This is a genomic window from Paenibacillus sp. ALE3, from assembly GCF_054113405.1.
The window spans coordinates 4,809,657-4,825,053 of sequence record NZ_CM134214.1 but is presented as its reverse complement, the minus strand read 5'-3'; the positions used below and the strand labels follow the sequence as shown (position 1 = coordinate 4,825,053).

At 46.9% G+C, this 15,397-nt stretch carries 13 protein-coding genes; 6 read left to right on the top strand and 7 right to left on the bottom strand.

Features of this window, described 5'->3' with window-relative positions:
- Positions 1–16: 16 nt before the first annotated feature.
- The gene (locus tag ACXHJ2_RS21630) at positions 17–1,168 is read right to left on the bottom strand and encodes a response regulator (protein WP_058831365.1); all 1,152 of its coding nucleotides are present in this window, start codon (positions 1,166–1,168) and stop codon (positions 17–19) included.
- A 200-nt stretch (positions 1,169–1,368) separates the two neighbouring features.
- A complete protein-coding gene (locus ACXHJ2_RS21625) occupies positions 1,369–2,043 on the bottom strand; it encodes an NAD(P)H-dependent oxidoreductase (protein ID WP_165083809.1) in 675 nt (224 codons plus the stop codon).
- A 187-nt stretch (positions 2,044–2,230) separates the two neighbouring features.
- On the opposite strand from ACXHJ2_RS21625, the gene ACXHJ2_RS21620 reads away from it, so the two are divergent.
- Positions 2,231–2,614 (top strand): winged helix-turn-helix transcriptional regulator, encoded by a 384-nt coding sequence (locus ACXHJ2_RS21620; RefSeq protein ID WP_013369064.1) that lies wholly within the window; start codon positions 2,231–2,233, stop codon positions 2,612–2,614.
- A 95-nt stretch (positions 2,615–2,709) separates the two neighbouring features.
- Here the strand turns inward: ACXHJ2_RS21620 and ACXHJ2_RS21615 are convergent, their stop codons facing one another.
- The 5 genes from ACXHJ2_RS21615 to ACXHJ2_RS21595 all read right to left on the bottom strand — a co-directional run bounded on the left by ACXHJ2_RS21615 (position 2,710) and on the right by ACXHJ2_RS21595 (position 9,629).
- A complete protein-coding gene (locus ACXHJ2_RS21615; protein WP_165083811.1) occupies positions 2,710–3,957 on the bottom strand; it encodes a stalk domain-containing protein in 1,248 nt (415 codons plus the stop codon).
- A 191-nt stretch (positions 3,958–4,148) separates the two neighbouring features.
- Entirely contained in the window at positions 4,149–4,898 is a 750-nt protein-coding gene (locus ACXHJ2_RS21610) for a YcnI family copper-binding membrane protein (RefSeq protein WP_165083813.1), read from the bottom strand.
- Positions 4,899–4,928: 30 nt separating this feature from the next.
- Positions 4,929–6,605, bottom strand: a complete 1,677-nt coding sequence (locus ACXHJ2_RS21605) for a copper resistance CopC/CopD family protein (protein ID WP_238791720.1) — start codon at positions 6,603–6,605, stop codon at positions 4,929–4,931.
- Between the two features lie 296 nt (positions 6,606–6,901).
- Positions 6,902–8,752 carry a bifunctional diguanylate cyclase/phosphohydrolase gene (locus ACXHJ2_RS21600; RefSeq protein WP_165083817.1) on the bottom strand — a complete coding sequence of 617 codons (1,851 nt, stop codon included), beginning with the start codon at positions 8,750–8,752 and terminating at the stop codon, positions 6,902–6,904.
- A gap of 283 nt (positions 8,753–9,035) precedes the next feature.
- Positions 9,036–9,629: a DUF5317 domain-containing protein gene (locus ACXHJ2_RS21595; RefSeq protein WP_013369069.1), complete on the bottom strand. Its 594-nt coding sequence runs from the start codon at positions 9,627–9,629 to the stop codon at positions 9,036–9,038.
- Between the two features lie 202 nt (positions 9,630–9,831).
- On the opposite strand from ACXHJ2_RS21595, the gene ACXHJ2_RS21590 reads away from it, so the two are divergent.
- The 5 genes from ACXHJ2_RS21590 to nfsA all read left to right on the top strand — a co-directional run bounded on the left by ACXHJ2_RS21590 (position 9,832) and on the right by nfsA (position 15,389).
- Positions 9,832–11,061 (top strand): multidrug effflux MFS transporter, encoded by a 1,230-nt coding sequence (locus ACXHJ2_RS21590; RefSeq protein ID WP_165083819.1) that lies wholly within the window; start codon positions 9,832–9,834, stop codon positions 11,059–11,061.
- A 114-nt stretch (positions 11,062–11,175) separates the two neighbouring features.
- Entirely contained in the window at positions 11,176–11,526 is a 351-nt protein-coding gene (locus ACXHJ2_RS21585; RefSeq protein WP_013369073.1) for a metal-sensitive transcriptional regulator, read from the top strand.
- Between the two features lie 55 nt (positions 11,527–11,581).
- On the top strand, positions 11,582–11,782 hold the full coding sequence (locus ACXHJ2_RS21580; RefSeq protein WP_013369074.1) for a copper ion binding protein: 201 nt from the start codon (positions 11,582–11,584) through the stop codon (positions 11,780–11,782).
- 117 nt (positions 11,783–11,899) lie between these two features.
- Positions 11,900–14,356, top strand: coding sequence for a heavy metal translocating P-type ATPase (locus tag ACXHJ2_RS21575; RefSeq protein WP_165083821.1), 2,457 nt, complete (start codon positions 11,900–11,902; stop codon positions 14,354–14,356).
- A gap of 289 nt (positions 14,357–14,645) precedes the next feature.
- Positions 14,646–15,389 (top strand): oxygen-insensitive NADPH nitroreductase, encoded by a 744-nt coding sequence (gene nfsA / locus ACXHJ2_RS21570; protein WP_165083823.1) that lies wholly within the window; start codon positions 14,646–14,648, stop codon positions 15,387–15,389.
- Positions 15,390–15,397 lie beyond the last annotated feature (8 nt).

Here is a 15,397-nt window from a genome sequence, read left to right as displayed (position 1 = left end):
ATTCCCAGTCGTGAAATTAGGCATGAGCCATTTGCCACTCTTTAAACCAATTTGTAATTTGTTCATTGGGCTTCTCATGAAGCTCTTCCCATAAGACGGATGATAATAAATCATACCATTTGATCACTAAGCTATTTTTATTCATCTCAGCATAGGTCTTCATTAATCCCCAGTAGGCTTCCTCTTCTTGGGGGTGACGACTACAGATGCCCTCATAAATAGAGATCGCCTCTTCTGGCTGGGAGTTTCCTCTATACCATTCTGCCATTTTTAATGATATGGATAACCACATTTTATGCAGCCTTTGGCGTTCGCTTTCAACCCACCAAAAGTCATATTCTTGTAAATAGTCGCCTTTGTAAAGTTCCATCATTTTTACATAATATGGGATGGATTCCTTGTTCATCTGTGGAGCGGATGCCAGGAGAGACTCCCATCTTTCTGTATCTAACAGAACGTTTTGCGTGTGCAAAATATAACCGCCATTAGTATTGGAAATCTCTAAAAAGGAATGATACGGCGCTATCGTTTTTCTAATGTAATAAGCGGCTGTATATAAAAGAGAGTAGGCCTTATCTTCTTCATATTCTGGCCATAGTAATTCAATCAAAGCTGATTTGCGAACCCATTGGTCATGATTTTGGAGCAAGTACAAAAACAACTCCTGGGTCTTTTTAGTCCTCCACTGAATAACAGTGGGTTGCTGATCCGGTAATGTAAAGACGACATATTGAAAAACCTGTAACTGGAGAACAGAAGGCTGATTCTCAGGCATGGAGGCAGCTTGATCGTCACGCTTCAGAATGCGATTCATGGTTTTGATAAGACGTTCTGTCGTGACCGGCTTGAGCAGATAATCCAGTGCGTTAAGCTCGAAGGCCTGAATAGCGTACTTATCGTAGGCTGTAACAAAAACGATCTGAATATGGGGTTTGTGCTCCAAAATTTGATGTGCTAATTCAATTCCGCTGATCCCTGGAAGTCTTACATCCAAAAAAGCTATATCTATATCATCAAGTAGAATATAGTCCTTAGCCACGAATGGATTCGTAAAAGCTCCTGCAATATGTATGCCTTGTAACTCGCCAAGCAGACGCTTCATATAATCCAAAGCTAACTCTTCATCATCGACAATAACAATCCTTGTCAATATCTCTGATCTTTCCACGTGTACTGTACTCCTTTGTAGGCAGATACATCTTATTATATAGGATAACTTGACTACGGCTATAAGCAAACAGTTGTAGAAGAAAAAATTTTAAATAAAGAGGCGGGCTGCGATGGGCCATCGTTAAGATGAGTGATCGCAAGCCCGCCTGTTCAAATTGTGTCAAACTTAAAGATTGACTAACAGTATTGGACGAATATTTACAGGACCCAGCGTGTGACCTTCTCCAGGGGTTGTCTGGATTTTTCCCGCTTGGGTTCATGAGCACGATAACCGAAGGCGGCTATGACTGAAATATCCAGCAGCCCGTTCTCAAGCAATCCTTCTTCCTCTAAAATGGCATGTACCTGATCATAGTTAAAGCCTTCAATCGGGCAGGAATCGATGCCGATCTGGGCTGCCGCTGTCATCATATTGCCTAAGGCAATATAGGTTTGCTTGGAGGCCCAGTCAAATAACGTGCGTTCGTTTTCCAGCAGGCGTTGGTTTTCACCCTGGAAAATCTTATAGCGGCCTGGTAGGGAGGCAAAGTCTTCGTCAGACATCCCCTTAACCTCTTTATACATGTACTCCACGTAAGGAGAATCATAACGAACATCCTTACGTGCCAAGATCAGGACGACGTGGCTGGCCGCAGGAATTTGCTTTTGACCACCACTGGAAACCGCCGCCAGCTTTTCTCTCAATGCCTGATTTTGCACGACCACAAACTGCCACGGTTCAAATCCTACGGAGCTTGGGGAAAGTCGTCCGGTTTCGAGAATAAATTGAAAATCATCCTCAGGTATGATGCGATCGGGGTCGAATTCCTTCGTGGCATGTCTGAATAAAAAGGCATCCAGAATTTCCCGCTTTTTAGCTGATGTATTGGACATAAAATGTACTCCTTTTGATATGGGTTTAGTTGGTACTCTATGGGTTTTCTGCTACTATAATGAGAGCTAATATCGAATATATAGTTATCATATAGAAAGTTTTTGCAGGGAACAAGTACGCACATATTTGTTCCTTGTTATAGGTCTGAGGCTATTAGCCTACATCCTGTAGAAAGAAGGGGAATACATGGCACAGGAGATGGAACATACAGTTAGCGTTAATTTTGGATGTCCGGTAGCGAAAACTGTTGGGGTGATTGGAGGCAAGTGGAAGGGAGTCATTTTATATCATTTGACCACAGGACCGCGGCGCTATAATGAAATTCGACGAACCTTGCCTAATATTACACAGCGGATGCTAACCTTGCAGTTGCGCGAATTGGAGCGTGATGGCATTGTGCACCGTGAAATTTATAACGAGAACCCACCACGTGTGGAATACTCGCTTACCCCGTTGGGAGATACGTTAAGACCGTTGCTGGATTTTATGAGAGACTGGGGGATCTTCTACGGAGAACAGGGATGCGAGCCTGTGGAGACAATTTCCAAGTCAGGCAAGCATTTTTGCTAAGATAGACATGAGAAAAGCCCACCGATGATTTCATAGAAAGCGCATGAAAATCATTAGCGGGAGGAATAAGGACGGATTCCTTTTACAAAATGATACTATTTAAACTCGATCGATTCGTTCATCTTCGCCCAGGCCGTTTCTCCAATAATACCCAGACGCCAGATGGCGATTCCCTTGAGGTCATAACGTTTGGCTAAACCGATCTTGGCGTTAATGGTGCTGTCTTTTTCGCTACCCATTGAAATTCCCAAAATGAGCTTGTCCCGCGAGGTTTCCTTCAACGCCAGCTTTATGGCTTCATCCACTTTATCCAGTGGCTCAGGCGTAGATTTTTGTCCGTAATCATAGGCCATGATGATCAGATCGTCCGCCAGATTGCCCAGCGTCTTGTAATCATAGCCAGTGTAAGAGCTATTCAGCGGATGCAAAACGACGGTAAGCTTGAGCCCGGCTTGATGCGCTTTGGCTGATAACTTTTTAATAAAGGCGTTGTAATCGGAGCGAGCTTTGGCCTTATCGCCACTCCAGCCTAATCCTTCAAGATCTAACGTAATGCCCTTGAACTGCTTATCGGTGGCAGTGCTGACGATTTGAGAAATGGTCTGTTCTTGAAGCTGCACATTTTCCAAAACCTTGGTTAGCTCATGATTACCGTCGACAGAATAAACCATCAGGTAAGGGGAAGTTCCCTGGCTATCTGCCTCCTGTAGAATAGACTCAGGCGTTACAGCTCCAGCAGCTTGAGGCCATTTATATTCTTTGCCGGTCGTTGTGAACTGTCCGTTCGTATCAATTCGGCTCCAGCCGAAGGCAACGGCATTAAAATTCGGTATTTTGGATTTTTGGTCAAAGGAAGACAGTGCATAGAAGCCTACAGTGTACATAGCTTCACGTGGCGATGTAATAGAGACCGTCCGTGTTCCCTGGTTCCAGTTCACTGTGGCTCCAAACTGTTGCCCGAAAAAGCCCAGCGGAATCATCGTGCTGCCGCGTACGGTTTGCGGTGATGCTGTTAATTGAACCGTTTGTCCATCTACTGTGGCATTGCGGCTCCCCATTTTGAGAACCACCTGCTTGGTTGCATTGCCTTGCGCTTTGGTAGCGGTGATGCTTTGGCTGGCTTGATCCCATTTCACTGTAATGCCCAGAGCCTCAGAAATAGCGCGAAAGGGAACCATCGTCGTGCCGTTCATCATGGCAGGCTGTACAGGGAACGGCAATGGATATCCGTCCAGCATGATGCTGACCTTACCCGCCTCCGCTTGTGCCAAGGGACTATAGATGCCCGCTGCGGTACTCAGAAAGATAACGCTAGATAACAGAGCCTTATTTACGATTTTCATCCTATGATCTCCTATGCTCAATAGATTGCAATGCTATCATGTTAGAATCGTGAGTTTTCTATCATTTTACCAAAAAAATGATAGATAGGTGAATGTAAAATGATAGGATGAGATAACGATAAAAAAAGCTGGTGCCTAAATGAATGGCACCAGCTTTTTTACATGTAAGGCTCTGTTGTTTGTAACTCAGATTACTTGCGACGCTTGAGTGCAATGCCTACTGCTGCGGCACCAAGCACGACTGCGATGATCGAGAGGACAAGTGCTGTTGTTTGTGCAGCAGAGCTGGCTGGAGCAGAAGCGGCAGGCGTAGCCTCAGCAGCATTGTCCGAGGTCGGCGCTGCACTGCTGTTATCTTTGGCCGTATCTGTGCTCGCATGGCCCTCTGCGGTGCCTGCCGAATCATGTCCGCTGTCTGCGGCAGGAGCAGAAGTTTCGGGTGTGGCATCTGCCGTAATTTTGGTAATGGAATGAGGATTGTTACTTCCTTCATCGCCTGTCCATTCCACAATACTTCCGTCACTGTAATATTGGAAGGCGTCCCAGGCTGCCGCGGTATTCTGGTCTGCATTTTGTGCTACAAAGCTGAAGCGTTGGTACTGTCCCGCTTGAATGCCGTCTTTTTCAGACGTCCATGTGACGGTGGTTATTTTGCCAGAGCTGTCTTTTTCGGTGGCTATCTTCCAATCCGGTACAGGCTCGTATTGTTTGAAAACGACCTCTTTAGGAACTTTTAAAGCGACTTTGGTGGTTGGAATGTTTTTTTCCACAGGCACTTTCAACGTGTACGTTTCCCACGCATTAGGTTGTGAAACGGAAGGCTTGACCGTCACATGCGCACTAGCCATACCTGCAAAAAGCAAGGCACCAGCCGCAATTAAACCTATAGAGGTTGTGAACCTGGAAAACCTGGATTTTGCTGTTTGAATCGTTATATTCATCTTCATTTCGCTCCTTGTTAGATAAAATAATTATTTTTTACCGCCTACATGCAGAGTAAATTCAGCATCAACCGCATCGAGTGATGCCGTCAGGGCATGTACTTTTACCGCCCATGTTCCTTCGGAGGTTATCAATTCCTGACTGCGGAAGGGCTGTTGCTGCTTCACGGGCAGAACAAATTCCTGTTGATCTTGGTCAGGATCAGCAGGGGTAAGCGTCAATGTGACTTGCTGGATACCTGAAACGGCAGTACCCTTGCTATCCTGAACGGATACCTTAAATTCATTGCTGCCCACAGCATTCGGGCTGACTGCCAGTGTAACGCTGTATTCGCCAGTAGTGCGAGTCTCCTCAAACGGTACAGCAGGTGCCTGGCCAGGTGACATGTGAGTGAGCACCGCTGCCAACAGCATCACGAGCAGGCCGACGGACAGCTCGACACGCAATCCTCCGGCGGCTCGTTTGCTCGCTGTCGCTTGTCGAGCGCTGCGGAACTGGCTGGCTGCAAAGACCAGCATAACTAGCAGTAGCGCTGCTTTACCGAGCAGAACGAGTCCATAGGACGTGTTCAGCAGCATGGAGGGAGCCGGAAGGTACAGCACCGCTCCATAAATACCAGTGGCGAGTAGCGCCGCCACCATAGCAATGCCCCAGCCAGCAAAGCGGCGCAGGGCGATTTGTCGCAGAGCTGCCTGCTTGAATACAGGCAGCTCCGATCCGGCAACAGGCAGGCACACCACCATGACGGTAAGTGAGCCGATCCAAAAGGCTGACGCTGCAAGGTGGACGAAATCTGCCACAATGGCTGGAGCCGGATGGGTAGCTGCTGCCGGATGCCCAACAAAGGCCTTGGATAGCATGAGGCTCAGCGTTAGTAGAACGGAGCTGTAGCCCCATACACGGCGCTGGCGATTGGAAATGCTGGGATCAATCGCATAAATTAACGTTACGCTTAGAAGCAGCACGAGAATCATCTGGATAAACCAGATTTTACCTGCCCCAGTAAATTGAAGCGCTTCTCCCAGAATGGGAAGTGAGAAGCCCTCCCTGATGGAAACTCCAGCATCCCAAGACGCCTGAAGCGGTAGGCTGATTAAAATGGCAGCAGACGTTATGCCATAGCCGCTCCATAGCAACTTAGTCCAACGGGGGAATGTGTCAGAGGGCTGCTGATTAAGCATCTTCTGCTCACTGCGATTCTTGTCTCGGTTTATGCTCGGTAAGAGGAACAGTCGGAAACAAATCGCTCCAAAAAGCAGCGATAGTCCTATGTAAAGGAGCCAACGGACAGCGATTAAGTCGATTCGTGATGTCCCAGAGCTTTCAGAAGGGGTAGCTTGATCGGTATACGCATTGGAACCGCTACCTACTTGAAATGGAATCACTCCATTGACTGGATGTCCATCTGCGGACAAAGCTCTCCAAGTGATGGTGTAAATTCCATTTTCCATCCCTGGAATCAATTGGATTTCCATGGTGGATGGGTGCTTTGGGTTGAGCTGTGCTTTTCCTGTGTCGACCCGCTTGCCTGTTTCATCGGTCACTTTGATGGACATGAAGGCAGATTGCAAATCTTCGTTGAAAGTGATAGTCACCTGAGAAGGAGACTTGTCCAAAACCTGATTTTCGGTCGGACTGGATTCAACGACAAATGCATGAGCCCACGATGAGTGAGGAAACAGGAGCAGAAGAGGGAGACACAGCAATAAAAGACAAGCCGCACGTGCTGGTCTGGACAGGTACAACATGCCTGTGAAGTCACCTTCTCTCGATTACTTGAAGCGAGGATATCCTCATTTGTAGCATTTTATACGGACAAACCAATTCCTATCTTAATCATAGTGCATATAGCGTGAATAGATGGAGCGAATTATGACATTTATATGAAATTTGAAATAATAAGCATGATGCAAAATGCCAATCTTATGAAAAATCCCTACTATGAAAGAAATCGCCTGGATTTCATTCGCGGTAGGGATAAAGAGGAATAGTGTATGAGACATTAGAGGCCTGCTTCTATAGACTGCGTGAAAGCAGGTTGCTTATGTTGAATATATTGGATAAAAATAGCCGTTAGATCGGGATCGAATTGGCTACCCGAACAAGTACGCAATTCTTCGATGGCCTCCTCGAATGTTTTGGTCGGTTGATAGGGACGTTCTGTCGTCATCGCGTCAAAAGAGTCGATGATCGTCAACATCCGGCACAGCCGTGGGATTTGCTCGCCCTTAAAGCCAAACGGATAGCCTCCCCCGTCATAACGTTCATGATGCAGCTCCACAAAAGGAACTAAATCTATGAATCGTTCATTGGCTTCGACAATACGTTTGCCCCACACGACATGAGCTTGTACCATCCGCCATTCCTCGCTAGACAGCTTCTCTTTTTTATTAAGAATATTCCAGGGGATTTCCAGTTTGCCAATGTCGTGAATGAGGGCTCCCAGTAAAAAACGCCGTTTATCCTTCGGGCCGAGCTGAAGCACATCGCTCATGTCTGCTGCATATCTGAATACCCGTTTGGAATGCTTGAAGGTGTTAATATCCTTGTACAAGAATAGATTAAGCTGCTGCTCCAGATCACGGATATCCTGTCCGAGATCGACCTCGCGTTCCACTTCATTTAGACTGCCGTGTGTATGAACGATATTTTTGCCCTGTTTCTTGGCATAGTACAGTGCTTTATCCGCCAGATCGACCAGCTGTGATTTGTCGTAGATATCAATACGGCTTTGTGCAATGCCTGCGGAGAAGGACAGACACCCGTGTGGGAAAATTTCAACTCCCTCGTAACGGGAATCATTCAGTCTTTTTCGGATAGCATTGACCTTTTCATAACCTTGTTCAGCAGTATGATCGGGCATAAGCAAAGTGAATTCTTCTCCACCATAGCGGGATACGGTAATATGAGTACCGAACGTTTCCTTTTTGAGAAACTCACCGAGAAACCCCAGTAGCTGATCGCCCTTGAGATGACCGAAATGATCATTGTATTTTTTGAAATCATCAATATCAATCAGCGCCAGACTTAGGGGAGTATTCTGCGATCTGGATGTATTTAGTTCAGCTTCAAGTGTATTTTCAAAGTAGCTGTGATTGTACAGCCCTGTTCTGCGATCCGTGTTGGCTTTTTCTTCAATCTCACGATACATCGTGAACATTTGCTTGAACGCGTGGGATAAGAGCATGCTTAGCCCCAAGAATAGCAAAAGTCCTAAAATGCCGTTGTAATAAATCAGCGTGGTCAAGACCAAAGACAGGATGAGTGTACATAAGTATACAAGCAGAGATTCTGCCAAAAAAGCCTGTTTGAGCTCATTGAACGACCCTTTATATGCGATATAGAAGTAGATGCCCAAGGTGATTGTGTTTACCGTAAAGTAGCAGATCAATGCCAGCAGATAGGAAGCAAAATGGTCCTCGTTCAAGGCTCCCTGCGTTCCGCCACTTAGTTCGAATACGGTTGACGACAGGAAAATGGAAAGTGCGTAAATGGAAAAATTGACGGCATGTTTCCACCAGGACAGTTCTGTATGTCGAAACGCAGCAATGATCACATTGAACAGCAAAATCAAAATGGCAATTTCAGTGCCATGCACAAAAATACAAGCGAGGTACACGGAGGAATCCATGGACTGCTTGTTACTGGCTGGTGGCAACTGGAATGTAAAATGCTCCAGAATCAGAACTGCTCCCAACAGGGAATAGATCGTGACCCACTCTGTCGTCGAATAGTGCAAAAAGGACCAATGGTTCGTATACAAGAGAACGATCAGACCTACCATACACATGAAAAATACGTATATTCCCGTCGTGGTAACCCGTTCTTGCAGCTTTTTTAATATACTCATCATTTTTTCTCCTGCCTTGTCGTATCTTGATGTCAAAGCTACCAGGGGTGAATGGGATAATTTACAATTGTGTAATCGAAAATTTCACATGAAAAAACAGGCCGGAATCCAGCCTGTTTTGTTGAGCCTGTGCTTCCTTTTTTTCTTTATCGGTGACTAGCCTCCAATTTTGTAACCGGAAGTCAACGCGATTACGACAGAAGCAACGATAATAGCATTGATAATCACACGGGAGTATTTCAAGTTTTTCATAATGTTCCCTCCCTTCCTTGGAATAAGGTCTGAACTAGGCGTGGCGGGGATTGGTTTCTTGCTGATTATCCTTATTTCTTTTCACGACCATCACATTTTGGATAAACAGGAACATCCCGAAGTTCATGACGACATCTCCAATACTAATCACCTGCGTGCGGGGATAGGGCTTGGAAAGGGGGATGATGTCACCAAGCAATGATAAACGCGTGCTCGCATCCATCATGTAATGTTTCGAGATGACACTTCCGGATTTAAGCATATCTGTATAATAGGGGCCCAGCACCTCTGAAGCGCTCAACGAGACCGGCATTCTGCCGCCATTTACCGCCATCACGATAAAATTCAATAATACGCCGATTAAAATAAGCTTGAATCCCTTATGATGTCTGTTCAACCAGAGAAATATCAAGCCGACTACGTAGACTCCCATAAATAGATACCCGTTCATGGCTGCCAGCCAAGCCCATTTTTCCTGAGCATAAAAAATAATGAATTGTACCAGCAGCAGCAGGGGGAACATCCAGCCGGCTATAAGGCGAATGTGACTGAAACGGATCAGACCTTGCCGCCAGCCTCCTCTAAACAGACCTACAATGAGACCCAGCAGCACTCCATCATAGACCATTATCATTCTCCAGATTCTACATTTTTTTTGTTTTGGTTACCGTGTAATTCGACCTGAAATTGGTAAATTCCTGCCTGATTTATAGCAGTTTTGAAAAAAAATTGCGGATTAGCGTGTAATTATTCGAAGCCAGACGAAATGAATGATATCATAATATATTGAAGTCATTATTTATATTTTAGTGAAAAGGATGATTATTATCATGAATCGGTTATCCAATACGGTAATGGTTGCCGCAGATATGACCAAATCACGAATATTATGGATTGCCTTTGTTCTGGGTGCATTAAGTGCCTTCGGACCATTGTCCATAGATATGTATTTGCCGTCACTGCCTACATTAGCCGACAATTTGCATACGACTACTTCGCTGGCACAGCTTAGTTTGACAGCCTGTCTGTTGGGACTGGCCGTTGGTCAGATCGTTGCTGGTCCGCTTAGCGATGTGAGGGGTCGCAGAGGACCGCTGGTGATTTCGCTTATTCTGTACGCCGCGGCATCGCTGTTATGTGTGTTTGCTCCAAATATCGCTGTGCTCATTGCGCTTCGCTTTATTCAAGGGCTTACAGGATCGGCGGGGATCGTGATTTCCAGAGCAGTGGCCCGTGATTTGTACTCGGGCAAAGAATTGACACGCTTTTTCTCACTGCTCATGCTGGTGAATGGTGTGGCTCCCATTGCTGCACCTGTGCTGGGCGGTGTCATTTTGAATTTTGTTTCCTGGCGCGGTGTTTTCATGGTGCTGTGTGTAGTTGGTGTGGCCATGCTAATTGCCGTTGTATTGGGTCTTCCAGAAACGTTGCCAACGAACCGTCGTTCATCCGGTGGCTTGAAGCAGACGCTAGGAACACTCGGTCATCTATTTGCAGATCGGCGCTTTATGGGTTATGCCCTCTCGCAGGCACTGATTACAGGGGCGATGTTCGCGTACATCGCTGGCTCGCCTTTCGTGCTTCAGGATATTTTCGGGGTTTCTCCCCAGACCTATAGCATCATTTTTGCGGTGAATGGTTTGGGGATTGTACTGTTTTCCCAGTTGACGGGTAGACTCGTGGGTCGATTTAGCGAACGACAGTTGCTCTTGTCAGGTCTGGTGATTGCGGCTGTAGCCGGGATCAGCTTGCTTACCGTAGCTTTTACCAGAGGCCAATTGTTAGCTGTATTAATTCCGATGTTTTTTGTCGTATCCTGCGTAGGTATTGTGAGTACAACGACGACTTCACTGGCCATGCAGAGTCAGCAACGTTCGGCAGGCAGTGCGTCCGCCATGCTTGGCTTGCTGCCTCTATTGCTGGGCTCCATCGCTTCACCGTTGGTAGGCTTGGGTAGTGGAACAACCCCCGTACCGATGGCGGTTGTTATTGCTATAGCTGAGCTTGGTGCGCTGTTAAGCTTTGTTGTACTTGCCAAGGAAGCACGCTCAAAAGTGTGAAACAAGGCAAAATGGTGACATTTTTCAGGAATGTTGACATACCCCATGGGGGTATATTATGATGGGTATATATTAAATGCATGAGTGCATATACACCACACAGGAGGCTGATGTATGGCTGAGGAGCAACCTGTTTCCCACACTGAAGTCCACGGGGCTCATTGTGGAACAGATGGAGAGAAGACAGTTAGAAAAAGTCATCATTCGGCAGAATTCAAGAACAGCCTTGTATCCCGGTTAAACCGTATTGAAGGTCAGGTTCGCGGGATTAAGGGATTGATTGAGAAGGATACCTACTGTGACGATGTGCTGAATCAGATTGCGGCTGTTCAGTCGGCCCTTAATGGTGTCGGCAAGCTGCTGCTGGAAGGGCATATGAAAAGCTGTGTCATTGAGCGCATGCAGGCAGGAGAGCAAGAAGTGATTGATGAGCTGCTGGTGACGGTTAAGAAGCTAATCCGTTAAAAGTAGCAGGTATACACATTATGGGTATGGACGTACCCTTGAGGAGGAAACGAAAATGGCACAAGTTACATTGAACGTAGAAGGCATGAGCTGCAATCATTGTGTGAAAGCAGTAGAAGGAGCCTTGGAGAAAGTAGGCGCTACCGGCAAGGTCAGCCTCGAGACGAAACAAGTAAATGTAGAATATGATGAATCCAAGCTGAGCGTTGAAGCTCTGAAAACAGCCATTGAAGACCAAGGCTATGATGTTGTTTAAGATTAAGATGCTGTATGATGCGTGAACAGATTTGTTCGAAGGAGAAGCTTCCATATTAGGAGCTTTTTCTTTTTGAACATAATATACCCCACTGGGGTATGTAGAAGGAGGACTACCATGGAAAACCGTGCGACCGACGGTGATAAGCATACAACGCTTCATATTACGGGGATGTCCTGCGCAGCCTGCGCAAGCCGTATTGAAAAAGGTTTAAATCGAATAGACGGCGTGGCACAGGCTAATGTGAATTTGGCTTTGGAGCAGGCGTCCATATCCTATGATCCCAAGCAGGTGGAAATCCCAGAATTCCGCGATAAAATTGCTTCTCTTGGTTTTGGAACTGTGAGTGAAGAAGCCAATTTGAATGTGACGGGCATGACTTGCGCGGCTTGTGCAGCTCGAATTGAAAAAGGATTAAACCGAATACCAGGCGTAACAGGTGCCACGGTAAATTTGGCGATGGAAACAGCTCATGTGGAATATGCTGCTGGGAGTACTACGGTTAGTGATTTGGTAAGCAAGATTGAACAGCTGGGCTATGGAGCGATCCCGCAGAGCGCTGAGGACAATATTGCGGATGTCCGCAGTAAGGATATCCAACGTAAAAAATGGAAGTGGATGATATCGGCAGTGCTGTCGCTACCGTTATTGTGGGCGATGGTGGCTCATTTTTCCTTTACCTCATGGATTTATGTGCCGGAACTGTTCTTGAATCCATGGTTTCAACTTGTAATGACGACACCAATTCAGTTCATCATAGGATGGCAGTTTTATGTGGGAGCATATAAAGCGCTTCGTAATAGAAGTTCGAATATGGATGTATTAGTTGCGCTAGGTACGTCTGCGGCTTATTTTTACAGCTTGTACCTTACTCTGCGTCCGTCTGACGCCATGGAGGGAATGGCGGGAATGCCTGTCATGACCATGCCAGAGCTGTATTACGAGACAAGTGCGGTACTCATTACGCTTATACTAGTCGGTAAATGGTTCGAGGCGGTAGCCAAAGGGCGCTCGTCTGAGGCGATCAAGAGCCTGATGAACCTACAGGCGACAACGGCACGTGTGGTACGTGATGGACAAGAGCTAGATTTGCCGATTGAACAAGTGCGTGTGAAGGACATCTTTATTGTGCGCCCAGGGGAGAAAATTCCTGTCGATGGTGTGGTCGTGGATGGACGTTCGGCAGTGGATGAATCCATGTTAAGTGGAGAGAGTCTTCCGGTTGAAAAAGGAGAGGGTTCCCCAGTCACAGGAGCCACGCTCAATAAAAACGGAGTACTTCGTATTCAGGCTGAGCGTGTGGGTGGTGATACGGCGTTGGCCCGTATTATTAAGGTCGTGGAAGATGCGCAAAACTCCAAGGCCCCGATTCAGCGGATTGCGGATCAAATCTCGGGTATCTTTGTCCCCATCGTAGTTGCTGTTGCCGTGATGACGTTTCTCGTCTGGTTTTTCCTTGTGACACCGTCTGATTTTGCAGGATCACTGGAGAAAATGATTGCAGTTCTCGTCATTGCTTGTCCTTGTGCGCTTGGATTGGCCACCCCAACGTCCATTATGGCAGGATCGGGACGTGCCGCTGAATACGGTATTTTGTTCAAGGGCGGCGAGCATTTGGAAATGACCCGTTCCGTCAACGCAGTGATTTTGGATAAGACAGGTACGGTTACGAACGGCAAACCAGAGCTGACAGATGTTATAGTTGGAGCGAGCAGCCTGGCTGAAACGGATTTGCTGCGATTGCTCGGTGCGGCAGAAAAAAGCTCGGAACATCCGCTGGCGGAAGCCATTGTAAAAGGGATTGCTGATCGAGGTATTGAGCTAGTGGGCCCGACGGATTTTGAAAATATTCCAGGCTATGGTGTGAAGGCCTCTGTGGAGGGCAAGCAGGTATTGGTGGGCACACGCCGATTAATGAGCAGGGAAGGCATCACGATGGATGACTCAACCGAGCAGCAAATGAATGAACTGGAAGGCGCAGGGAAAACGGCAATGCTTGTCGCTGTGGATGGTTCCTATGCCGGATTAGTGGCCGTGGCGGATACAATTAAAAAAACATCACGGGAAGCTATTGCCCGTCTGCGGGCGATGAACATTGAAGTCATTATGATTACAGGTGACAATGAAAGGACGGCAAAGGCCGTTGCCGCCGAGGCGGGAATTGAACGGGTGCTGGCGGAAGTGTTGCCTGAAGGAAAGGCCGAGGAAGTGAAGCGACTTCAGGACCAGGGCAAGATCGTAGCCATGGTCGGGGACGGTATTAACGATGCGCCAGCGCTGGCTACAGCCCATATAGGGATGGCAATGGGCACAGGTACAGATGTGGCCATGGAGGCTGCCGATATTACTCTCATGCGTGGTAACCTGAATAGCATTCCGGACGCGATCGAAATGAGTCGCCGGACCATGACAAACATACGGCAAAATCTGTTTTGGGCGCTCGGTTATAACGTGATCGGCATTCCGATTGCTGCTTTGGGCTTTTTGGCTCCATGGTTGGCGGGAGCGGCCATGGCATTCAGCTCTGTTTCGGTTGTACTGAATGCGCTACGTCTCCAGCGGGTGAAGCTGTAAACGTATTGATGTATTAGGCAGATGCATGCTGTTGGATATTTGCAGCGATATCATTTTTGTAATTAGAGCAAGTACGCACAATTTTGGCTTTGTGTGTACTTGCTTTTTTGTTGTGTTTTTTTATTTATTTAATTCATGCAGTCATTCTTCATCGCGTCAGGTTGCTTATCATTCGCGAAAGTTTCATAATATTTGTAAGAGTGCCATGCAAGCATGCAAGAACCTTTTCGTGTACTCACAGCTTGAAGCAGATAAAGAGCTTATATTATGGATTAGGAGTGAAGCAGTCATGAATGATACGATTTCCTTGTTGATGAACCATCGGTCTGTGCGAAAATTCAAGTCAGACCCCATTACCGACGAGCAGCTCGCAGCTATTGTGGCAGCTGGCCAAATGGCATCCTCGTCCAGCAATGTGCAGGCATATACCGTTATTGCCGTTACCGAGCCATCATTAAAAACAAAACTGGCCGAGTTGGCAGGAGGGCAGGCTTACGTTGAGCAGTGCCCGACATTTCTAGTATGGTGCGCAGACCTGTATCGTTTGAAGCAGGTGACGATTCATCATCAGCCAGGCCAGCCTTCCTATGAAGGGTCCGTCGAAAATTATACGGTTGCAACCATTGATGCTGCGTTAGCTGCACAAAATGCAGCGGTGGCCGCTGAATCACTCGGCTTGGGCATCGTTTACATCGGGGGCATTCGTACTAAAATAGCAGAGGTATCCGAGTTATTAGGCTTGCCAGAGCTGGTATATCCAGTGTTCGGTATGTGCATTGGTGTACCGGATCAGGAAACGGGCTTGCGTCCACGTCTTCCACTGTCCGGTGTGTTGCATATGAACGGTTATGACAAAAACCAAACGATGAAAGCTGTAGAGATATACGACCACACATCAGCCGAATATTTGAAGGAACGTACGGGCGGTCAACGCTCTACACCTTGGTCTGAGCAAATGGCCACGAGACTGACCGAACCAGCGCGCTTGCAGTTGAAGCCATTTTTGGAACAGAAGGGTTTCTTGAAGCAATAAAAATGGAG

Coding starts and splice junctions, on each gene's coding strand:
- ACXHJ2_RS21625 (WP_165083809.1), bottom strand. CDS start 2,043: ATGTCCAATACATCAGCTAAAAAGCGGGAAATTCTGGATGCCTTTTTA.
- ACXHJ2_RS21620 (WP_013369064.1), top strand. CDS start 2,231: ATGGCACAGGAGATGGAACATACAGTTAGCGTTAATTTTGGATGTCCG.
- ACXHJ2_RS21615 (WP_165083811.1), bottom strand. CDS start 3,957: ATGAAAATCGTAAATAAGGCTCTGTTATCTAGCGTTATCTTTCTGAGT.
- ACXHJ2_RS21610 (WP_165083813.1), bottom strand. CDS start 4,898: ATGAATATAACGATTCAAACAGCAAAATCCAGGTTTTCCAGGTTCACA.
- ACXHJ2_RS21600 (WP_165083817.1), bottom strand. CDS start 8,752: ATGATGAGTATATTAAAAAAGCTGCAAGAACGGGTTACCACGACGGGA.
- ACXHJ2_RS21595 (WP_013369069.1), bottom strand. CDS start 9,629: ATGGTCTATGATGGAGTGCTGCTGGGTCTCATTGTAGGTCTGTTTAGA.
- ACXHJ2_RS21590 (WP_165083819.1), top strand. CDS start 9,832: ATGAATCGGTTATCCAATACGGTAATGGTTGCCGCAGATATGACCAAA.
- ACXHJ2_RS21585 (WP_013369073.1), top strand. CDS start 11,176: ATGGCTGAGGAGCAACCTGTTTCCCACACTGAAGTCCACGGGGCTCAT.
- ACXHJ2_RS21580 (WP_013369074.1), top strand. CDS start 11,582: ATGGCACAAGTTACATTGAACGTAGAAGGCATGAGCTGCAATCATTGT.
- ACXHJ2_RS21575 (WP_165083821.1), top strand. CDS start 11,900: ATGGAAAACCGTGCGACCGACGGTGATAAGCATACAACGCTTCATATT.
- nfsA (WP_165083823.1), top strand. CDS start 14,646: ATGAATGATACGATTTCCTTGTTGATGAACCATCGGTCTGTGCGAAAA.